The sequence below is a fragment of the Mycobacterium sp. 852014-52450_SCH5900713 genome, from assembly GCF_001667075.1.
Taxonomy (GTDB): Bacteria; Actinomycetota; Actinomycetes; order Mycobacteriales; family Mycobacteriaceae; genus Mycobacterium.
In genome coordinates this window covers 336,356-356,965 of sequence record NZ_LZIL01000078.1, presented here as the reverse complement: position 1 = coordinate 356,965, position 20,610 = coordinate 336,356, and the positions used below count along the sequence as shown (strand labels likewise).

The following is a 20,610-nucleotide window of genomic DNA, read 5'->3' as shown; positions in this document are numbered from 1 at the left end:
AGGTCGGGGATTGCCAGTGGCTGCTCATCACCAACATAGTCGGCGTCGGTAACGGCATGGTCTCTCCGCGCTGGTGACATCGCCGAATAGCAGGGCGGAATTTGGCGCAGCTCACAGTAGGCTGAATCTCCGTGGAAATTATCCCGCCGCGTCTCAAAGACCCGCTGTATCGCGTCTACGAGTTGCGGCTGCGGCAGGGCCTGGCCTCCGCCCAACCGCACCTGCCCCGTCACATCGCGGTCCTGTGCGACGGCAACCGGCGATGGGCCCGCGACGCCGGCTATACCGACGTCAGCTACGGCTACCGCATGGGTGCGGCGAAGATCGCCGAGATGCTGCGCTGGTGCCAGGAAGCCGGCATCGAGATGACCACCGTCTACTTGCTGTCCACGGAAAACCTCCAACGCGACCCCGACGAGCTGGCGGGGCTCATCGAGATCATCACCGACGTCGTCGAGGAGATCTGCGCGCCCGCCAACCGGTGGAGCGTGCGCACCGTCGGCGATCTGGAGTTGCTCGGCGAGGAACCGGCCCGGCGGGTGCGCGACGCGGTGGAATCCACACCCGTCGTGGCGACGTTCCACGTCAACGTCGCGGTCGGCTACGGCGGCCGCCGCGAGATCGTCGACGCGGTGCGGGCCTTGCTGAGCAAGGAACTCGCCAACGGTGCGTCCGCCGAGGAGCTCATCGACGCGGTCAGCGTCGACGGCATTTCCGAAAACCTCTACACCTCTGGGCAACCCGATCCCGACCTGGTGATCCGCACGTCGGGGGAGCAACGCCTCTCCGGGTTCCTGCTGTGGCAGAGCGCGTATTCGGAGATGTGGTTCACGGAGGCGCACTGGCCGGCGTTTCGCCGGGTGGATTTTCTGCGTGCGTTGCGTGACTACAGTCAGCGGCACCGCAGGTACGGCAAGTAACGGGTCGGCACGCATCAGACCCCTTCCGATCGCAAGCGCGGCGCGAGCCGGGCGCGGCGGGTCGGAACGCATCAGACTCCTTCCGATCGCAAGCCCGGCGCGAGCCGGGCGCGGCGGGTCGGCACGCATTACCCGTGCCAAACTGGGTGCATGGCTGCGCTGTCGGCGGTGGTTTTCACGCTGAGCGGGTGGCTCGGGCTATACCTGCTCGCTCGCGATCCGCGGAAGCCGGTGCTCGTGTTGGCGGCGATCGGCCTGTGCGGTTTCGCGCTGGTGGTCGCGCTGGATGCCGTGCGGACCGCCAGCCCTGCCTACGCGCACCTGCTCAGTCGCGTTGAGATCTACCTGGTGACCATCCCTGGCGTGGCGTGGTTCGCGGTGCTCGTCGAGCTGGCCCGGCCTAGCGACGGCTCGAGACCGCGCACGCGCGAGTTTCTGCTGGTGGCCGCTGTCGCCGTGCTGAGCCTGTTCGGGGCGATGCTGGCCGGCAGTGTCGAGGGACCACTCCGGACCGGCCACTGGGTGATGTTCGCGGTGATCTCGGTATCCACCTTCGCCGCGATGGCCGTCGCGTTGCGGCAGGCGCGCCGGCCGCGGTCGGCAGTCGGGCTGGCCGTCGTCGCGACGCTGTTCTTCGCGCTCGGCAACGCCATCCTCATCATTCCGCTCGGCCTGGTGCCCAGCTGGGTGGCGCTGGCGTCGACGAGTCTCGACGTCCTCTCGCTCGGGCTCGCCGTCGCGCTGTGGGACGCGTTCGACGAAGGCCAGGCGTTGCGCGCCGACATGCTCCGCTCGTTTGCCGGCTCGGTGGCGGTGGCGGTGTTATTCGGCGGCCAGGCGTTGATCGGCCTGGCGCTGACCCGCCACGACCGCGCCGCGCAGACCGCGCTCACCGTGCTGCTGTTCACCAGTTTGGCGGTCGCGATCGCCGTGCAGGTGCTGGCGGATCCGCTGGCCGGGGTTCTCGATCGGCTGGCATTTTCGAAATCGCCCGCGCTGCGGGAGGATCGGGCGGCGTTGCGCAATACCGGCGCGGCGCTGCCGCTGCGGTCGGTGGATCCGCTCCGCCACGTCGACGACGTCACGTTCGCCAGGCTCACCCGCCGCGCCCTGGGACATTACGGCGACCTGAGCAAGCTGGTCGCCAGCCCGTTGACCGCGCTGCCCGTCATCGACGAGCGCCTCGCCGCCCGGGGCGCGCCCGACCATCCGCTGGAGCGGGCCAACGAACTCAAGGCGGTTCTCGCGGACGCGATCGGGCGGCTCAAGCCGCGTGACGCCGGCGATTTCGGGACCACCGAGCAGTGGCGCCACTACAACTCGCTCTATTTCCCCTACGTCGTCGGCGTGCGTGCGTACGCGCAGAACGCCACCGCCACGGGACTTGATCCCATCGCCCGGCAGGCCTGGCAGTGGTTGGTCACCGAGGTCCCCCAGCGCTCGCTGCACAACTGGCAGAACGCTGCCGCCCGGCTGATCGCGGCCGACCTGCGCGGGCGGGTCCCGGTGGCCAGCGACTAGCGCGATCCTGTGACTGCTGGGGCTGTTGAATGCCAGACTGGCAGTTGTCGAATAACGATTTCGATTGTTGCTCGCATATGGGAATAGCCCGGCGAGCCCACTGGTCTTTTTATCCGTGGCAGTAGTTGGCAGTGCCACGAGTCGATATGGCAGTGCGCCGGCGGCACGCTGAAGTTCGACCCAATCCGCCATCGCGAGGAGTAATCACATGATGTATGCATCTGGCGCGCCAGGTCTGGCAACCCGCCCCCTCTACGACTCGACCGACTCACTGCTGCGTTTCGCCATGCGCGCCGACGCCACGCTGACGGGCCTGTGCGGTTTGGCGATCGCTTTTCTGGCCGACCCGCTTTCGTCGCTGACGGGCCTGACGTCGCTGCAGGAGTACAGCCTCGGCGCGTTCTTCGTGCTCGGCGGCTTGGTTGTCTTCAGCCTCGCGGCGGCGCCGAACCTGCGTCGCGTCGGAATGGGCGTCGTCGTGGCCAACGTCGTGTTCACACTGGGCGCGATCGTGGCCGCCGAAGCGCTGCCGTTGCCCGCGACAGGCATTGCCGCCACCCTGGCGGGTGGCGTGTACACCGCGGCGTTCGCCGGACTGCAGTACTGGGGCGTGCGTCGTCTCGAGACGGCGTAACCGCCACAACGGCTGCTTGGACGCCGCTAAAGCTTGCGCAACCGGAGCCGGTTGATCGAGTGGTCGGCGTCCTTGCGCAGCACCAGGGTGGCCCGGGGCCGGGTCGGCAGGATGTTCTCGACCAGATTGGGCCGGTTGATGGACCGCCAGATCTCGCGCGCCGCGACGATGGCCTTGGTGTCGTTGAGGGCCGAGTAGTGGTGGAAGTGTGACTCCGGGTCGGCGAAGGCGGTGCCGCGCAGCGACAGGAACCGCGACACGTACCACTGCTCGATGTCTTCGATGCGGGCGTCCACATACAGCGAAAAGTCGAACAGGTCCGACACCATCAGGGTCGGACCTGTCTGCAGGACGTTGAGGCCCTCCAGGATCAAGATGTCGGGATGGCGCACGACGTGCTTGGCGCCGGGGATGATGTCGTATTTCAGGTGCGAGTAAACCGGCGCGCACGCGTAGTCGCTGCCGGATTTGACCGACGTCACGAACCGCATCAGCGCCCGGCGGTTGTAGCTCTCCGGAAAACCCTTGCGGTGCATCAGGTTTCGCCGATCGAGTTCGGCGTTCGGGTATAGGAAGCCGTCGGTGGTCACCAGGTCCACCCTGGGGTGGTGGTCCCAGCGGGCCAGCAGGGCCTGCAGCACGCGCGCGGTGGTCGATTTGCCGACCGCGACGCTGCCGGCCACGCCGATCACGAACGGCACCGGCCGGTCGGGGTTCTGTTGCGGCTCACCGAGGAACTCGGCCGTGGCGGCAAACAACCGCTGGCGCGCGGCGACCTGAAGGTGGATCAGCCGAGCCAGCGGCAGGTAAACCTCTTCCACTTCGAGTAGGTCGAGCTGCTCACCAAGACCGCGCAGGCCAACCAATTCCTCTTCAGTGAGGGCCAGCGGCGTCGACATGCGAAGCGCGCGCCATTGCTTTCGGTCGAACTCCACATAGGGGCTCGGCTCGCTAAGCCGCGGCATAGTGCAAGTGTTGCAGGGGCGGACGCGCCCCCGACGGCTGGGCTGGCTAAACCGTCGCTGGATAGACTGGCGCCGTGACTGCTGCACCCGACGCCCGCGCCTCCACGTCCGTCATGTCCGCCGCGCTGGGCGAGGTCGACCCCGAGATCGCCGAGCTGCTCGGTAAAGAGCTGGGCCGTCAGCGCGACACCCTGGAGATGATCGCCTCGGAGAACTTCGTGCCGCGGTCGGTACTGCAGGCCCAGGGCAGCGTGCTGACGAACAAATACGCCGAGGGCCTGCCGGGCAGGCGCTACTACGGCGGCTGCGAGTACGTCGACGTCGTGGAGAACATCGCCCGCGATCGGGCGAAGGCGCTCTTCGGCGCCGACTTCGCCAATGTGCAGCCGCATTCGGGAGCGCAGGCCAACGCCGCCGTGCTGCAGGCGCTGATGACGCCGGGGGAGCGGCTGCTGGGCCTCGACCTCGCCAACGGCGGGCACCTGACGCACGGGATGAAGCTCAACTTCTCCGGCAAGCTCTACGAAACCGGCTTCTACGGTGTGGATCCGACGACGCACCTGGTGGACATGGACGCGGTGCGGGCCAAGGCCCTCGAGTTCCGGCCCAAGGTCATCATCGCCGGCTGGTCGGCCTACCCGCGGATTCTGGACTTCGCGGCGTTCCGCTCGATCGCCGACGAGGTCGACGCCAAGCTGTGGGTGGACATGGCGCACTTCGCGGGCCTGGTCGCCGTGGGACTGCACCCGTCGCCGGTACCGCACGCGGACGTGGTGTCCACGACCGTGCACAAGACGCTCGGCGGCCCGCGTTCCGGCCTGATCCTGGGCAAGCAGGAGTACGCCAAGTCCGTGAACTCCGCGGTGTTCCCCGGCCAGCAGGGCGGACCGCTGATGCACGTCATCGCCGGCAAGGCCGTCGCGCTCAAGATCGCGGGCACTCCCGAGTTCGCCGACCGTCAGCAGCGCACCCTGTCCGGTGCCCGCATCATCGCCGACCGGCTGACGGCCCCCGACGTCACCAAGGCCGGTGTGTCGGTGGTCAGCGGCGGCACCGACGTCCACCTGGTGCTGGTGGACCTGCGCAACTCGCCGCTGGACGGCCAGGCCGCCGAGGACCTGCTCCACGAGATCGGCATCACCGTCAACCGCAACGCGGTCCCCAACGACCCGCGCCCGCCGATGGTGACATCCGGCCTGCGGGTGGGCACGCCCGCGCTGGCGACCCGCGGATTCGGGGACGCGGAGTTCACCGAGGTTGCCGACGTCATCGCCACCGCGTTGGCGGCGGGCAGCGGGGCGGACCTGTCCGCTCTGCGGCAGCGGGTGACGCGCCTGGCCAGGGACTTTCCGCTGTACGAGGGTCTCGAGGAGTGGACGCTGGTCGACCGCTAGGCGCGGCGAAAGGACCGGCGAAAGGACCAAAGTCACCAGTTGGCGCGACACGGGTTAGGTGATTTCACGAACCTGTGTACGCGAGTTACAGTAACCGCATGGCACAGAAACCTGTCGCTAACGCGCTGACCCTGGAACTCGAGCCGGTGTGCGAAGCCAACATGGACCGGCACCTGAACACCGAGGAACTCTGGTTCGCTCACGACTACGTGCCGTTCGACCGGGGCGAGAACTTCGCGTTCCTCGGCGGACGTGACTGGGACCCGTCCGATGCGACGCTGCCCCGGGAGTACACGGACGCCTGCGAGATCCTGCTGCTGCTCAAGGACAACCTCGCCGGGCATCACCGCGAGCTCGTCGAGCACTTCATCCTCGAAGATTGGTGGGGCCGCTGGTTGGGCCGATGGACCGCCGAGGAGCACCTGCACGCCATCGCGCTGCGCGAGTATCTGGTGGTGACCCGCGAGGTCGACCCGACCGCCAACGAGGAGGCGCGGGTCCAGTACGTCATGAAGGGCTACCGCGCCGACACCTACTCGCAAGTGGAGACCCTGGTGTACATGGCGTTCACCGAGCGCACGCACGCCGTGTTCTGCGAGAACCTGGCGGCCAAGCTCGAGGAGCCCATCCTGGCCGGGCTCATCGACCGGATCGCGCGCGACGAGCGCCGCCACGAACTGTTCTTCTCCAACCTGGTCGAGCACTGCCTGTCCTACGCCCGCGACGAGACGATCGCGGCCATCGCGGCCCGGGCGGCCGATCTGCAGGTGCCCGGCGCCGACATCGACTCCTATCGGGACAAGCTGCGCAACGTCGCCGACGCGGGCATCTTCGACCAACAGCAGCTGCGGCAGGCGATCTCGGATCGCATCACCGCATGGGGTGTGGCCGACGAGCCCGCCCTCAAGCAGTTCGTCATCGCCTAGGCGATCTTCGCGCGGCGCCCGTCGTCGGCGCGCCTGCGCTGCTGCAAAGCGGCGACGAGAGTAGCGTCGATCTCGATGGTCAGCGTCATGCTCAGCTGCCAGGGCGGCACCTCCCGTCAACACAACGGAAGGACCGGCCCCGGTCCTGGTGTCGCAGTTCCCGCCGACATGCCTGTGCGGGTCCGCGCGGGCTCATCCCGCTCGAGGAGCGCTACGTGACCGAAATCCGGACCTACGTGATCGACACCTCCGTGCTGCTGTCCGACCCCTGGGCGTGCAGCCGGTTCGCCGAGCACGAGGTGGTGGTTCCGCTGGTGGTGATCAGCGAACTCGAGGCCAAACGGCATCATCACGAGCTGGGTTGGTTCGCCCGTCAGGCGTTGCGCCTGTTCGACGATCTCCGGCTTCTGCATGGCCGGCTTGATCAGCCCATTCCCGTTGGGGCACAAGGCGGTACGCTTCACGTCGAGCTCAACCACACCGACCCCGCTGTGCTACCCGCCGGTTTCCGCAGCGACAACAACGACTGCCGTATTTTGAGCTGCGCCGCCAACCTCGCCGCCGAAGGCAAGCGAGTTACGTTGGTCAGCAAGGATATTCCGCTTCGCGTCAAGGCCGCCGCGGTCGGGCTGGCCGCCGACGAGTATCACGCTCAAGACGTGGTGGCCTCCGGATGGTCGGGGATGCGCGAGGTCGAGACCGCCGCCGAGGACATCGACGCGCTGTTCGCCGAGGGTGAGATCGATCTGACCGAAGCGCGAGACCTGCCCTGCCACACCGGCATTCGACTGCTTGGCGGCAGCTCGCACGCGCTGGGCCGGGTCAATGCGGACAAACGCGTGCAGCTGGTTCGCGGCGATCGCGAGGCATTCGGCCTGCGCGGCCGGTCCGCCGAACAGAGGGTGGCCCTCGACCTGCTGCTCGACGAGTCGGTGGGCATCGTATCGCTGGGCGGAAAAGCCGGCACCGGCAAGTCGGCGCTGGCGTTGTGCGCGGGCCTGGAGGCTGTCCTGGAACGGCGGACCCAGCGCAAGGTGGTGGTCTTCCGGCCGCTCTACGCCGTGGGCGGACAGGAGCTGGGCTACCTGCCCGGCAGCGAGAGCGAGAAGATGGGCCCCTGGGCGCAGGCCGTCTTCGACACGCTCGAGGGACTGGCCAGCCCGGCCGTGCTCGAAGAGGTGCTCTCCCGGGGCATGCTCGAGGTGCTGCCGCTGACCCACATCCGCGGCCGGTCATTGCACGACTCGTTCGTCATCGTCGACGAGGCCCAGTCGCTGGAACGCAACGTCTTGCTAACGGTGCTGTCCAGGCTGGGAGCCGGGTCGCGGGTGGTGCTGACGCACGACATCGCCCAGCGGGACAACCTGCGGGTAGGCCGGCACGACGGGGTCGCCGCGGTGATCGAGAAGCTCAAAGGCCACCCGCTGTTCGCCCACATCACGCTGTTGCGCAGCGAGCGATCGCCGATTGCCGCGCTGGTCACCGAGATGCTCGAGGAGATCGCCGGACCGCAGTGACGGCGCATTTCGCCTGGCCAGCCGTTCGTTAAACTGCGACGGTGCCGAAAAGACCCGACAGCCAAGCCTGGCGCTATTGGCGCACGGTTGTCGGTGTCGTCGCGGCGGTTGCGGTGCTGGTGATCGGGGGTCTGACCGGCCACGTGACGCGCGCCGACAATCTCAGTTGCTCGGTGGTCAAGTGTGTCGCGCTGACGTTCGACGACGGACCCAGCCCATTCGACGGCCGGCTGCTGCAGATCCTGAAGGACAACGACGCGAAGGCCACGTTCTTCGAGATCGGCAACAAGGTGGCCGCGAACCCCGCGGGGGCCAAGCAGGTCGCCGACGCTGGGATGGAGATCGGCAACCACACCTGGGAACACCCCAACATGGTGACGATCCCTCCCGAAGACATCGCCCCTCAGTTTTCCAAGGCCAACGACGCGATCGCCGCCGCCACCGGCCGGACCCCCAACCTGTATCGCCCCGCCGGGGGGCTGTCCAACGATGCCGTGCGCCAGACGGCGGGCCGGTTCGGGCTCGCCGAAATCCTTTGGGATGTCATTCCTTTCGACTGGGCGAACGACTCGAACACGGCGGCGACGCGGTACATGCTGATGACGTACATCAAGCCGGGTTCGGTGGTGTTGTTCCATGACACCTACTCGAGCACCGTCGACTTGGTCTACCAGTTCATCCCGGTGCTCAAGGCCAATGGCTACCGGATGGTGACGGTCAGTGAACTGCTGGGCCCGCGGGCGCCGGGGAGCAGCTATGGCAGCCGCGAGAACGGGCCGCCGGTGAACGAACTCCACGACATCCCGCCCGGTGATATCCCGCCGCTGCCGAGCACGTCCTCGCCCAAGCCGATGCCCAACTTCCCGATCACCGACATCCCGGGCCAGAACTCGGGGGGCCCCAACAACGGTGCCTAGCATCAGCTTGTGGGCCCACACGGCCGCGCGGCTTCGGAATTGCCGGCCGCGAGCGTCGGTGGGGCAACGAAAGTCCGCCCGCCGGTTGGCGATTCAATACGGGGTCGACCTCGCCCTGTCCTACTTTCTGGCCGTCATCGAAGCGGCCGCCATCTTGGTTCCACTGCGGGGCCACACGTCGGTCGGAGCCAACGCCGACTTCGCGAAGGCCAACACCGCGGCGGTGTTGGTGCTCGTGTTGTTGGGCATCGTCGGCGTCGCGGCGGCCGCGATGCTGAGCGCGGCCCCGACGCTGCGCTGGTACGCGGCCGGGGCCGAACCCAACCAGGAGCAGCGCGAGGCCGCGATGAAGCTGCCCGGCCGCCAGTCCGCGATCCTGTTCGGGGCGTGGGCTGTCAGCGGCGGCATCTTCATGTTGCTGAACCTGGACGGCGGGGCGCAGCTGCTGCTGCCCATCGCGCTCGGTGTGCTGCTCGGCGGGCCGGCCGCCGCCGGCACGGCGATGCTGCTCGCGCAGCGCGTCCTGCGCCCCATCATGCGCGCCGCCACGCTCGGCTGCGAGCCGCGGCTGGCAGTGCCCGGCGTGTACGCGCGACTGGTCCTGCTGTGGTTTTTGTGCAGCGCCTTCCCCATCGGGGTGATCGCAACTCTGGTTGTCCTTCGTTCGTACGGGTGGCTGATCGAGAAGTCCGCGTCGCTGGATGTTCCGATCCTCGTGGTGTCCCTGGCCGCATTGGTGCTCGGGCTGCCGACCATGATCTTGACGTCACGGTCCATTTCCGACCCGCTCGGCGAGGTGGTCGACGCCATGGCGGAGGTCGAACACGGCCGCATCGGGACCTACGTCGGGGCGTATGAGCGCTCGCAAATCGGCCGTCTGCAAACGGGTTTCAATCGCATGGTGGCCGGGTTGGCCGAGCGCGACCGGTTGCGCGACCTATTCGGGCGCCACGTCGGGGCGGACGTCGCCCAGCGCGCCATCGACGAGGGTGCATCGCTGTCGGGGGACGTGGTCGAGGCGGCGGTGCTCTACATCGACCTGGTGGGCTCGACGCAGCTGGCGGAAAGCCGTCCCCCGCAAGAGGTCGCCGAAGTCCTCAACGATTTCTTCTGCATCGTCGTCGATGCCGTCGACGAACACCACGGGCTGATCAACAAATTCGCCGGGGATGCCGCGCTTGCCGTCTTCGGGGCACCGTTGGCGACCAGCGAGCCGGCGTCGGCCGCGCTCGCGACCGCCCGCGCCCTGGGCACCCAACTGCGTCGGCTACCGGTCGATTTCGGCATCGGCGTCTCGGCGGGCCGCGTCTTCGCCGGCAACATCGGCGCCGAAAACCGGTACGAGTACACGGTGATCGGCGACGCGGTCAACGAGGCCGCGCGGCTGGCGGACCTCGCCAAGACCGCCGACCGGCGGATCCTGTGCGCGGCGGCGGCCATCGAGCGGGCGGACCAGACCGAGGCAACGCATTGGGCCGAGTGCTATTCCACCGTTCTGCGGGGGCGATCCGAAGCCACCCACGTCTCCGCGCCGGCCTAGTCGGGCCGCGTCAGGACTTCGCGACCTTCAGCGCGGCGATGATCCGCCCGATGATGTCCGCGGAAGCGCTATCACCGATGGGTGTGCTGCCCACGAACACGGTGACCGGTTTGGTGTCGACGGCGATGACGCTGACGGAGTCGCCTTTGACGTTGCGGGTGCGGTCGGCGATCGTGACGTCGCCGTCGGCGCGGGCGGCCTTGGTCCCGTCAACGGTGATCGACGACGTCTTGGTCGGTCCCAAGGTGGGCGACGCGTTCGCGTATCCGGGCCCGTTGGCGATGCACTGCAACAACTTCGACGCCTGGGCGGTGACGTCCATGCTGGAGACGAGGTTGCTGACGCCGACCTCCGCCGTCATCATCCACTGACTGGCCCCGGGCACTTCCTGGGCGACACCCACGGCGCCGATCAGGTTCGGGTTCTGGTCGTCGGAGAACACCGTCCAGTTGGGCGGCACCGCGCTGGCCGGGAACGAGAGCTTGCCGGCGGCGATCGAGTCCGTCCGCGGTATCTCACCGCCGGACACGTTCGGGGTGCAGTCGGTGGCGGTCTGCTGACCCTTCGGTTGGCTGGTCGTGCTGCTGGTCGACGACGGCCCGGCGGCCGGGGACTTGCCGTGGCTGCCGCCGCGCATCACGACCAGGGTGGCCACCAGCGCGATGACGGCCAGGATGACGAGGCCCCCGACGATCAGCCAGGGCAGCTTCGAGCCCGGGCCCCCGGGTGGGGGCCCGGGTGGGTACGCTCCGGGCGGGAACGGCTGTCCCGCTTGCGGATACGCCTGGGGCGGATACTGGTAAGGGCCGGTCGGCGGGTACGGTTGCGGGCCGCCCTGGGGCTGGCCGCCCCAATAGGGTTGCTGCCCATACGGATTTCCGTAAGGCCCCTGGCCGTAGGGGCCGCCGGGAGGAGTCGTCATCGCTGCACCACCCGCCTACTTCGCCGGCTTGACCTTGGCCATCGCCAAGACATCCAGGCGGCGGTCCAGTTCTTCTTCCGAGAGCTTCTCGCCGATCAGGCCGCGGTCGATCACGGTCTGGCGAATCGTCTTGCGTTCCTTGAGGGCCTGCTTGGCCACCGCGGCGGCCTCCTCGTAGCCGATCGCCGAGTTGAGCGGCGTCACGATCGACGGCGACGATTCGGCCAGCTCCCGAAGGTGGTCGACGTTGGCGACCAGGCCGGTGATGCACCGGTCCGCGAACAGCCTCGACACGTTGGTCAGCAGCTTGAACGACTCGAGGATGTTGCGGGCCATCATCGGGATGTAGACGTTCAGTTCGAACGCGCCGGACAAGCCGCCGACGGCCACCGCGGCGTCATTGCCGATCACCTGGGCGGCTACCTGCGTAACTGCTTCCGGCAGAACGGGATTCACCTTGCCCGGCATGATCGAGCTACCCGGCTGCAGGTCCGGCAGCTGGATCTCCGCCAGGCCGGTCAGTGGGCCCGACCCCATCCAGCGGATGTCGTTGGCGATCTTGGTCAGCGACACCGCGATGGTGCGCAGGGCGCCGGAGGCCTCGACCAAACCGTCGCGCGCCGCCTGAGCTTCGAAAGAGTTGGCGGCCGTGCGCAATTCGTTCAGCCCGGTGGACGCGATCAGCGTCTCTACCACCCGGGCTCCGAAGCCGTCGGGGGCGTTGAGGCCGGTGCCGACCGCGGTCCCGCCGATCGCCAGCTCGCCCAGCCGTGGCAGCGTGGCGCGCACCCGCTCGATCCCCGCCTCGATCTGGCGGGCGTAGCCGCTGAATTCCTGGCCGAGGGTCACCGGAACGGCGTCCATCAGATGGGTGCGGCCCGACTTGACCACGGTGTGCCATTCGCGGGCCTTGCTCTCCAGCGCTTCGTGCAACACCTCGAGCGCCGGGATCAGGTGACGCACCGCGGCCTCGGTCGCCGCGATGTGGGTGGCGGTCGGGAAGGTGTCGTTGGACGACTGCGACATGTTCACGTCGTCGTTGGGGTGCACCGTGACACCGTTGGCCGCGGCGATGCTCGCGATCACCTCGTTGGTGTTCATGTTGGAGCTGGTGCCCGACCCGGTCTGGAAGACGTCGATGGGGAACTGGTCGTCGTGTTGGCCGTCGGCGATTTCGGCGGCCGCGGCGATGATGGCGTCCGCCTTCTCCGGTGCCAGCAACCCGAGGTCCTTGTTGACCTGCGCGCACGCGCCCTTCAGCAGGCCCAGGGCGCGGATCTGGGTGCGCTCCAGGCCCCGGCCCGAGATGGGAAAGTTCTCCACGGCGCGCTGGGTTTGTGCGCGCCACAACGCCTTTGCGGGTACCCGGACCTCGCCCATGGTGTCGTGTTCGATGCGGTATTCGGTATCGGTGGCGCTATCGGCCATAGGTAGCAGTCCTCGCTGGTGTCGGTCAGGGCAGGGGATAGGCGGCGGTGCTGTCGCCGGTGAAGTCGATCGCGGAGTACTCGTTGAGCTTCGAGAGCCGGTGATAGGCCTCGATCATTCGGACAGTGCCCGACTTCGACCGCATCACGATCGACTGCGTGGTGCAGCCGCCGGGGTAGTACTGCACGCCGCTGAGCAGGTCGCCGTTGGTGACCCCGGTGGCGCAGAAGAAGACGTTCTCGCCGGACACCAGGTCCTCGGTGGTCAGCACCCGATCGACGTCGTGGCCGGCGTCGATCGCCTTCTGGCGTTCCTCGTCGTCCTTGGGTGCCAGCTGCGCCTGGATGGCGCCGCCCATACACCGGATCGCGGCGGCGGCGATGATCCCCTCGGGCGTGCCGCCGATCCCGGCCAGCATGTCGGTGCCCGAGTGCGGCCGGCAGGCCGAGATGGCGCCGGCGACGTCGCCGTCGGTGATCAGCCGGATGCGGGCACCGGTCAGCCGCACGTCCTCGATCAGCTGGGCGTGCCGGGGCCGGTCCAGGATGCACACGGTCATGTCGCGTACCGACAGCGCTTTCACCTTGGCCACGGCCTTGATGTTCTCGGCGATCGGGGCGGTGATGTCGAGCACGTTGGCGGCCTCGGGCCCGACGGCGATCTTGTTCATGTAGAACACCGCCGACGGGTCGAACATCGCGCCGCGGTCGGCGACCGCCAGGACCGAGATGGCGTTGGGCATGCCCTTGCTCATCAACGTGGTGCCGTCGATCGGATCCACGGCGAAGTCGCACTCCGGGCCGTCGCCGTTGCCGACCTCCTCGCCGTTGTAGAGCATCGGCGCATGGTCCTTCTCGCCCTCGCCGATGACCACCACGCCGCGCATCGACACCGTGTTGACCAGTTCGCGCATCGCGTCGACTGCCGCGCCGTCGCCGCCCTCTTTGTCGCCGCGGCCCACCCAGCGGCCGGCCGCCATGGCGCCGGCCTCGGTCACCCGGACCAGTTCCAGGGCCAGGTTGCGGTCCGGGGCTTCACCACGTGGCCGTCCAGATGGGCGGTTGCCCTCAACTGTCATGGTTGGAGATTGTCCCAGAAGCTGATCGGTCTGCTGGAACTGGGATACTCGGGGGATGACCGAAGAGCCGCCGCTGAATGCCAGCTCGGAGGGCCAGGTAGCCGGCGAGCCGGCCCGCGCGGCCGGACCGGCTGCCAGGCCGGCCAAACCGCGGTTGCTGCAGGACGGCCGCGACATGTTCTGGTCACTGATGCCGCTGGTCATCGGGTGCATTTTGCTGGCCGGTCTGGTGGGGATGTGCTCGTTCCAGCCCGGCAGTCACCAGGGCGCCGTCCCGTCCTACGACGCGCCGGCGGCGCTGCGGGCCGACGCCGCGACGCTCGGCTTCCCCATTCGGCTGCCCAAGCTGCCCGCCGGCTGGCAGGCCAACTCCGGCAGTCGCGGCGGCATCCAGGGCGGGCGCACCGATCCCTCGACCGGTCAACGGGTGAACGCGGCCATCTCGGTCGTCGGCTACATCAGCCCGAGCGGGATGTATCTGAGCCTCACCCAGAGCAACGCCGACGAGGACAAGCTGGTGGGCTCGATCCATTCGTCGGCGTATCCGGGCGGAACGGTCGACGTCGCCGGGACCAACTGGGTGGTCTACAACGGCGCCGGCCAGAGCGGGGCGGACGCCGAGCCGGTGTGGACCACCCGGCTCACCGGCCCGACCGGGGCCACCCAAATCGCGATAACCGGTGCCGGCAACACCGATCAGTTCCGTACGCTGGCGTCGGCGACGCAATCGCAGCCGCCGTTACCCGCGCGCTGAAGGAAGGCCGAGCGTGACTGCACCCCAAGCAGATCTATCCGGATGGTCGGCGGCGCCGTTCAGCGGAGGCGGCTACACCCATGACGTCTACCGCAAGGGCAGCGGCCCGGGGGTGGTGCTGATTCCCGAGATACCCGGGATCCACCCCGGCGTGCTGGCCCTGGGCAATCACCTGGTGGACAACGGCTTCACCGTCGCCATGCCGTCGCTGTTCGGTGAGCCGGGCAAACCCAAGACGGTCGGTTACATCGCCTCCTCGATCAGCCGGGCTTGTGTGGCAAAGGAATTCGCGGCCTTCGCGACGAACAAGCAGCGGCCGGTGTCGATGTTCCTGCGCGCGCTGGCCCGTGACCTCAACGCGTCGACCCCCGGCAAGGGTGTCGGCGTGATCGGCCAATGCTTCACGGGCGGTTTCGCGCTGGCCGTCGCGGTCGACGACGCCGTGCTGGCCCCGGTGCTTTCGCAGCCGTCGGTACCGCTGCCGCTGGGGCGTGCGCGGCGCCGCGATCCCGGCCTGAGCGAATCAGAACTGGCCACCGTGGCCGATCGCTGCGCCAACGACGGCCTATGCGCGATGGGTCTGCGGTTCAGCGAGGACAGCGCCGTGCCGCGCGAACGGTTCGCGGTGCTCAAGGAGCGCCTCGGTGACGCGTTCGAGGTGATCGAGATCGACTCGCGGCCGGGCAATGTGGGCGGTTTCGGCAAGCTGGCGCACTCGGTGTTGACCGACGAGGTCCGCGAAGTCGACGGCCAGCCGGCGTACGAGGCCCGCAAGCGGGTAGTCGAGTTCCTCACCGAGCGCCTTGGTTAGGAAAGTTCCACACGCATGACGACAACGACCAGTGACCGGGTGGTCGAAACCGCCTTCGGCCCCGTCCGCGGCGCCGACGACGGCCGCGTCAGCTCGTGGAAGGGCATCCGGTACGCCGCCCCGCCCGTCGGCGCGCTGCGCTTCCGGGCGCCGCAGCCCCCCGAGCGGTGGAAGAAGGTCGCCGACGCCACCCGCTACGGGCCGGCCTGCCCGCAGCCGGTCTTCCCCAACATGCCGCTCGATTTGGGCGCGCCGCAGGGCGAAGACTGCCTGCGGCTGAACGTCTGGGCGTCGTCTGGCACCCAGCCGGGCGACGGAAAGCCCGTGATGGTGTGGCTCCACGGGGGCGCGTACGTCCTGGGATCGGGCAGTCAGGCGCTCTACGATGGGCGGCGGCTGGCCGGCGACGGCGAGGTCATCGTGGTCACGGTCAACTACCGAGTGGGAGCGCTCGGTTTCATGGACCTGTCGTCGTTTAGCAGTTCGCGGCGGCGGTTCGACTCCAACGTCGGGCTGCGCGACGTGCTGGCCGCACTGGGCTGGGTGCGCGACAACATCGCGGCGTTCGGCGGCGATCCTTGCAACGTCACGCTATTCGGTGAGTCCGCCGGCGCGGGGATCGTGACGACCCTGCTGGCCAGCCCGTCGGCCGGGGGGCTGTTCGCCCGCGCGATCGCCCAGAGTTCACCGGCCACGTCGGTATACGACCGGCGCAGGGCCGAGCGCGTCGCCGAGACCGTCCTCGACAGGCTTGACGTCGACGCGGACCGGTTGCCCGACGTGCCGACCGCGGTGCTGCTTGCCGCTTCCCAAGAGGTCTTCGATGAAGTGCCCGTGCGTAATCCGGGCCTCCTGGCGTTCGTCCCGATCATCGACGGCGAGTTGCTGGACGACTACCCGGTCAAGCGCGTGCAGGAGGGCCGCTCGCTGCCGGTCCCCTTGGTCATCGGGACCAACAAGCACGAGGCGGCGCTCTTCCGGCTGATGCGGTCGCGGCTGATGCCGATCACGCCTCGCGCGATCACGTCGATGTTCGACCAGATCGCCGCCGAGCAACCCGACCTGCAATTGCCGACGGACGAGCAGATCGGGTTGACGTATTCTCGGTTGCGGCGCAGGGCAAGGAGTTTGAGCATCGCAACCGACGTCGGGTTCCGCATGCCCTCGGTCTGGCTGGCCGAGGGCCACGCCCGCGTGGCACCGGTGTACCTGTACCGGTTCGATTATGCGACCCCACTACTGAAGCTGCTGTTGGTCAATGCCGCTCACGCCACCGAATTGCCCTACGTTTGGGGCAATCTCGGGGCGCCGAAGGATCCCACGCTGAAACTGGGCGGCAGCAAAACCGCCAAGGCGGTCTCCAAGAGAATGCGCACCCGGTGGATCAATTTCGCTGCGCAGTCAAAGCCGGCGGGCCCGGCCGGCGAGCCGGACTGGAGGCCCTACCGGGAGGCCGATCGCGTTTGCCTGGTCATCGACAAGCGCGACACCGTCGCGCACGATGTCGATGCGAACATCCGCGCGGCCTGGGGCAGCGAGATGGTGGGTTTCCGGTAGGTCCGCCAAGGCCGAAGCTACAGCGGCTCCGAGAGCATGAACCGGTGTCCGTCGGGCGATCGCAGACCCATCTCGCGGCGGCCCCAGGGTTCGATCGTCGGGGGCTTGAGAATGTCGGCTCCTTCAGCGAGAGCGCGCCTGTGGTACTCGTCGATGCCCGCGACGGTCAAATACGCGATGTAGCTGTGGTCCCCGAGGTCCGACGCCGGCAACGACTCCGGGCAGCGGCCGAGCCTGAACGTCACCGACCCGGCCGAGCAGAATGCCCAATTGCCCGGGTCGGGCTCCGTCACCGTGCAATTCAGTATTCGGGTGAACCACTCCGCCGCACGGTCAAGGTCGTGCACCGCGAGGACGGGATCGGCGCGGAGGAGCGTCATGGGTTCAGTCTGTCGCATTGGTATCCCCGATGTCGCAATGGGGAATCGCCGTGCTACCCCGCGGGCTTAGCCTGCTGCGCCTGGCATTTCATGCGATTGAACATGTCGACGTAATAGGGCAGGCATTCCGCCATCGCCTGTTCGGTGGTGAATGGGGGCTCATAGCCGAGGTCGCGGCGGGCCTTGGCGATCGAGAAGTAATTGTCCAGATACAGTCGCTCCACGGCCAGCGGCTCGAGCAGCGGCGCGGGTATGCCGAAGCGGAAATGCAGCCGCTGCCAACCGGTCATCGCCGCGCGGACGAGGGGGCCGTTGACCCGTACCCGGGGCCAGTTCACGCCGCACGCCTCGACGACCGGCCGCGCGAACTCGAACATGTTGATCGGTTCGTCGTCGTTGATGAAGTACGCCTGACCCGGCGCCGCGCCCCCGGGGACGAGGTGCTGGGCGGCCAGGATGAAACCGTGAATGAGGTTGTGCACGTAGGAGTTATCCAGTCGGGCCGACTTGCGGCCGATCAGCACCTTGACGTGGCCGGCGATCACGCTTTCGAACAGCCTGCGGAACATCGTCTGATCGCCGCGGCCCCAGATTCCGCTGGGCCGAATCGCGCAGGTCAACATTTCGCCAATGCCGTTCTGCGACAGCACGAACCGCTCGGCGACGACCTTCGTCTCGGTATACAGGTCGTTGAACCGGTTGGTGTAGGGCAGCGTCTCGTCCCCGCCGGGGATGTTTTGGCCGCCCATCACGACGCTGTTGGACGAGGTGTAGACGAATCGCTTCACCCCCGCCGCCTGCCCGGCGTGCACCAGGTTCTCGGTGCCGCCGACGTTGACCCCGAAGCTGCGCTGCCGGTATGCGTCCGTCACCGACGCGCCACCCATCAAATCGATGATCGCCGCGGTGTGGAAGATGGTGTCGATGCCGTCCACCGCTTGGGCGCAGATCGCCGTGTCGGTGATGTCGCCCTCGAGCACATCCAGTTGCGGGTGCTGCGCAAGCGGCGACGGCGCGCGGTCGAACGAGCGCACGTGGTGGCCGCGGTCCAGCAGGGTGGTGACCAGATTGGCGCCGACGAACCCGGAGCCGCCGGTGACGAGGACGCGGCCGAGTTCGGTGGTCAGTGATGCATCAGCCATGGGCCGCAGCATAACTGAAACGTGTTCCAATTTCGAAAATGATCATGGTTTGCGTTTCGCAAATTGGCCGAGATCAGGCGTCGTCCGCCTGGCCGGCCGCGAGCGCATCCTCAATCCGCTTGCGGGCGCCAGCTAAGTGTTCCTCGCACATTTTTGCAAGCTCCTCGCCCCTTTCCCACAGTTTCAGCGACGCGTCGAGATCCAGGCCTCCCTGCTCCAGCAGGCGGACGACTTCGATCAGCTCGTCCCGGCACGCTTCGTAGCCGAGGTTACTAATAGGCGTCATTGACTGCTCGTCTTCACCGGCCATCGGTCTGCCCTTCGCTCACCGCGGCGATCGCGCCGTCGGCCACCCGCACCCGTAGCCGGCTGCCGGCGGGCGCCGGGGCGACCGACCGCAGCACCACCGGGGCCCCGGAGTCCGGCACCGCCTGCACCACGGCATAGCCGCGGGCCAGGGTGGCCGCCGGGCCCAGCGTCGCCAGCCGCGCGCTCAGGTGACCGACGCGCTCCGTCTCCGCGGCGGCCAGGCGGGTGACGTCGCGGCGAATCGCCACCCGGGCGCGATGAATCTCCTCGGCGCGCGCCGTCAGGACCGTCAGCGGTTCGGCGAGCACCGGGCGGCTGCGGACCTGGGCCAGCGCGCGTTGTTCGCGAGCCACCCAGTTGCGCAGCGCCTGCGCGCTTCGCCGGCGCAGATCATCGATCAGGCGCTGCTCGGCAGCGGTGTCGGGCACGACCTTCTTGGCCGCGTCGGTCGGGGTGGCGGCGCGCAGGTCGGCAACCAGGTCGCACAGCGGATTGTCGGGTTCGTGACCGACCGCGCTGATGACCGGGGTTCGGCACGCCGCGATGGCGCGGCACAGCGTCTCGTCGGAGAACGGCAACAGGTCCTCGACGCTACCGCCGCCGCGGGCCACCACGATGACGTCGACCTCGACGTGGCGGTCGAGTTCGTATAGCGCCTCGACGATCTGCGCCACCGCATTGGGTCCCTGGACCGCGGTGTTTCGCACGGCGAAACGCGCCCCGGGCCAGCGTCCGGTGGCCACCGTCGTCACGTCGCGTTCGGCGGCGCTGGCCCGGCCGGTGATCAGGCCGATCATGTTGGGCAGGAAGGGGATTGGTCGCTTGAGCCGGGGGTCGAAGAGCCCTTCGGCGTCCAGCAGCCGGCGCAGCCGATCGATCCGTGCCAGCAGCTCGCCCACCCCGACGGCGCGAATCTCGCTGAGCCGCAGCGAGAACGTGCCCCGACCGGTGTAGAACGACGGCTTCCCGCACACCACCACCTGCGTGCCCTCGGTCAGTTTCACCGGCGCGTTGGCCACCAAGTCGCGTGAACAGGTCACGGTCAGCGACATGTCGGCAGCCGGATCGCGCAGCACCATGAACACCGTCTTGGAGTCGGCCCGCGCGCTGATCTGGGCCAGCTGGCCCTCAACCCATACCGTGCCGAGCTTGTCGATCCAGCCGGCGACCCGAATTGCCACCGCGCGCACCGGAAATGGGTTCTCGGCGGAGTTCGGTTCGGATTGTGCGGCCGGGGTCACTTCGCGTTCGCGCGGGTGATCCTGTTGGCGAGCAGCGTCTGAAAAGGCGCGCGGCCCTTGGTGGCCTGCTCGTATGCCAGCAGGGCTTCGAGTTCGTCGACGCTCAGCGATTGCAGACGGGCCCGCAGCTGCGCCAGCGTCAGCGCCGCGTAGTCCAGCTCGGTCACCACCGACGGTTGCGGAACCGCCGGCGCGTCCGCGGATTTCCTGCCCTGCTTCAACGGGGCGGCATCGGACGCGGCGTCGGCGAGCGAGTACAACGCGAACCTCCCCTCGGTTCGCCGATCGCCCTCGCCGATACCGTCGTCGGCGGGGCCGGGCGCTTCGACCGCTTCGGGCAGGTCCTCGTCGAACGTTGCCCATTCCGGCTGCTCATCCTTTGGCGGAAAGATGTTCTCCAGGGTGCTGTCACCCTTGATCGCCAGTTCGGCGAGGTTCTGCTGAAATCGCATCACAAGGTGCGCCGCCTGACTGGCTAATGTCATGGGGTACATCAGGATGGTTTTCGGCAGCTTCATGGTCTCCTCGACGGCGACTGTCGCCGCGCCGACCAGTAGCCGAACTCCATACGGTGCAGTAGCCATGGGTCCAAGATTGCCTTAAGCGACCGCTAACTCCAAGCCCGCCGGCGCGAGCTGGCAAGCCCGTGTCCGC

Annotated in this window: 20 protein-coding genes; 11 read left to right on the top strand and 9 right to left on the bottom strand. The window is 68.1% G+C overall.

Annotation, left to right across the window (positions count from 1 at the left end):
* Nucleotides 1–131 precede the first annotated feature (131 nt).
* The 3 genes from A5773_RS24715 to A5773_RS24705 all read left to right on the top strand — a co-directional run bounded on the left by A5773_RS24715 (nucleotide 132) and on the right by A5773_RS24705 (nucleotide 3,075).
* Nucleotides 132–920 carry a (2Z,6E)-farnesyl diphosphate synthase gene (locus A5773_RS24715; RefSeq protein ID WP_066948159.1) on the top strand — a complete coding sequence of 263 codons (789 nt, stop codon included), beginning with the start codon at nucleotides 132–134 and terminating at the stop codon, nucleotides 918–920.
* 150 nt (nucleotides 921–1,070) lie between these two features.
* The gene (locus A5773_RS24710; RefSeq protein WP_066948156.1) at nucleotides 1,071–2,441 is read left to right on the top strand and encodes a hypothetical protein; all 1,371 of its coding nucleotides are present in this window, start codon (nucleotides 1,071–1,073) and stop codon (nucleotides 2,439–2,441) included.
* Nucleotides 2,442–2,649: 208 nt separating this feature from the next.
* Nucleotides 2,650–3,075: a hypothetical protein gene (locus tag A5773_RS24705; RefSeq protein WP_066948153.1), complete on the top strand. Its 426-nt coding sequence runs from the start codon at nucleotides 2,650–2,652 to the stop codon at nucleotides 3,073–3,075.
* Between the two features lie 26 nt (nucleotides 3,076–3,101).
* On the opposite strand, the gene coaA is transcribed toward A5773_RS24705, so the two are convergent.
* On the bottom strand, nucleotides 3,102–4,040 hold the full coding sequence (gene coaA, locus A5773_RS24700; protein WP_067793053.1) for a type I pantothenate kinase: 939 nt from the start codon (nucleotides 4,038–4,040) through the stop codon (nucleotides 3,102–3,104).
* Between the two features lie 113 nt (nucleotides 4,041–4,153).
* Here coaA and glyA point away from each other — a divergent pair, with 113 nt between their 5' ends.
* From glyA to A5773_RS24675, 5 genes are all read left to right on the top strand, one after another.
* Complete coding sequence (gene glyA, locus A5773_RS24695) at nucleotides 4,154–5,434, top strand: serine hydroxymethyltransferase (protein ID WP_066948148.1); 1,281 nt, start codon at nucleotides 4,154–4,156, stop codon at nucleotides 5,432–5,434.
* A 98-nt stretch (nucleotides 5,435–5,532) separates the two neighbouring features.
* Complete coding sequence (locus A5773_RS24690; protein ID WP_066948272.1) at nucleotides 5,533–6,360, top strand: acyl-ACP desaturase; 828 nt, start codon at nucleotides 5,533–5,535, stop codon at nucleotides 6,358–6,360.
* A 215-nt stretch (nucleotides 6,361–6,575) separates the two neighbouring features.
* On the top strand, nucleotides 6,576–7,877 hold the full coding sequence (locus A5773_RS24685) for a PhoH family protein (RefSeq protein ID WP_066948145.1): 1,302 nt from the start codon (nucleotides 6,576–6,578) through the stop codon (nucleotides 7,875–7,877).
* Between the two features lie 41 nt (nucleotides 7,878–7,918).
* Nucleotides 7,919–8,794 (top strand): polysaccharide deacetylase family protein, encoded by an 876-nt coding sequence (locus A5773_RS24680; RefSeq protein ID WP_067793049.1) that lies wholly within the window; start codon nucleotides 7,919–7,921, stop codon nucleotides 8,792–8,794.
* A 58-nt stretch (nucleotides 8,795–8,852) separates the two neighbouring features.
* Nucleotides 8,853–10,334: an adenylate/guanylate cyclase domain-containing protein gene (locus tag A5773_RS24675; RefSeq protein WP_066948139.1), complete on the top strand. Its 1,482-nt coding sequence runs from the start codon at nucleotides 8,853–8,855 to the stop codon at nucleotides 10,332–10,334.
* Nucleotides 10,335–10,344: 10 nt separating this feature from the next.
* On the opposite strand, the gene A5773_RS24670 is transcribed toward A5773_RS24675, so the two are convergent.
* Genes A5773_RS24670 through glpX form a run of 3 tightly spaced genes read right to left on the bottom strand, consistent with a single transcriptional unit; the run spans nucleotide 10,345 to nucleotide 13,762 of the window.
* Nucleotides 10,345–11,256, bottom strand: a complete 912-nt coding sequence (locus A5773_RS24670) for a hypothetical protein (protein WP_066948136.1) — start codon at nucleotides 11,254–11,256, stop codon at nucleotides 10,345–10,347.
* Nucleotides 11,257–11,271: 15 nt separating this feature from the next.
* Nucleotides 11,272–12,684: a class II fumarate hydratase gene (locus tag A5773_RS24665; protein ID WP_066948133.1), complete on the bottom strand. Its 1,413-nt coding sequence runs from the start codon at nucleotides 12,682–12,684 to the stop codon at nucleotides 11,272–11,274.
* 25 nt (nucleotides 12,685–12,709) lie between these two features.
* Nucleotides 12,710–13,762 (bottom strand): class II fructose-bisphosphatase, encoded by a 1,053-nt coding sequence (glpX, locus tag A5773_RS24660; protein WP_082948385.1) that lies wholly within the window; start codon nucleotides 13,760–13,762, stop codon nucleotides 12,710–12,712.
* A gap of 55 nt (nucleotides 13,763–13,817) precedes the next feature.
* On the opposite strand from glpX, the gene A5773_RS24655 reads away from it, so the two are divergent.
* From A5773_RS24655 to A5773_RS24645, 3 genes are read left to right on the top strand one after another with little or no spacing between them, the layout of a single operon-like run.
* Entirely contained in the window at nucleotides 13,818–14,516 is a 699-nt protein-coding gene (locus tag A5773_RS24655; RefSeq protein ID WP_066948130.1) for a DUF4245 domain-containing protein, read from the top strand.
* 13 nt (nucleotides 14,517–14,529) lie between these two features.
* Complete coding sequence (locus A5773_RS24650; RefSeq protein ID WP_066948127.1) at nucleotides 14,530–15,327, top strand: dienelactone hydrolase family protein; 798 nt, start codon at nucleotides 14,530–14,532, stop codon at nucleotides 15,325–15,327.
* A gap of 15 nt (nucleotides 15,328–15,342) precedes the next feature.
* Nucleotides 15,343–16,884: a carboxylesterase/lipase family protein gene (locus A5773_RS24645; RefSeq protein ID WP_067261255.1), complete on the top strand. Its 1,542-nt coding sequence runs from the start codon at nucleotides 15,343–15,345 to the stop codon at nucleotides 16,882–16,884.
* 17 nt (nucleotides 16,885–16,901) lie between these two features.
* On the opposite strand, the gene A5773_RS24640 is transcribed toward A5773_RS24645, so the two are convergent.
* The 5 genes from A5773_RS24640 to A5773_RS24620 all read right to left on the bottom strand — a co-directional run bounded on the left by A5773_RS24640 (nucleotide 16,902) and on the right by A5773_RS24620 (nucleotide 20,540).
* The gene (locus A5773_RS24640) at nucleotides 16,902–17,264 is read right to left on the bottom strand and encodes a VOC family protein (protein WP_067261252.1); all 363 of its coding nucleotides are present in this window, start codon (nucleotides 17,262–17,264) and stop codon (nucleotides 16,902–16,904) included.
* 53 nt (nucleotides 17,265–17,317) lie between these two features.
* Nucleotides 17,318–18,418 (bottom strand): NAD-dependent epimerase/dehydratase family protein, encoded by a 1,101-nt coding sequence (locus A5773_RS24635; protein WP_066948118.1) that lies wholly within the window; start codon nucleotides 18,416–18,418, stop codon nucleotides 17,318–17,320.
* A gap of 61 nt (nucleotides 18,419–18,479) precedes the next feature.
* Nucleotides 18,480–18,716, bottom strand: a complete 237-nt coding sequence (locus A5773_RS24630; protein WP_066948115.1) for an exodeoxyribonuclease VII small subunit — start codon at nucleotides 18,714–18,716, stop codon at nucleotides 18,480–18,482.
* The gene (gene xseA, locus A5773_RS24625; protein ID WP_067793047.1) at nucleotides 18,706–19,956 is read right to left on the bottom strand and encodes an exodeoxyribonuclease VII large subunit; all 1,251 of its coding nucleotides are present in this window, start codon (nucleotides 19,954–19,956) and stop codon (nucleotides 18,706–18,708) included. The genes A5773_RS24630 and xseA overlap by 11 nt, the downstream gene beginning before the upstream one ends.
* Nucleotides 19,953–20,540: a lipid droplet-associated protein gene (locus A5773_RS24620; RefSeq protein ID WP_066948112.1), complete on the bottom strand. Its 588-nt coding sequence runs from the start codon at nucleotides 20,538–20,540 to the stop codon at nucleotides 19,953–19,955. Before A5773_RS24620 ends, xseA begins: the two co-directional genes overlap by 4 nt.
* Between the last annotated feature and the right edge of the window lie 70 nt (nucleotides 20,541–20,610).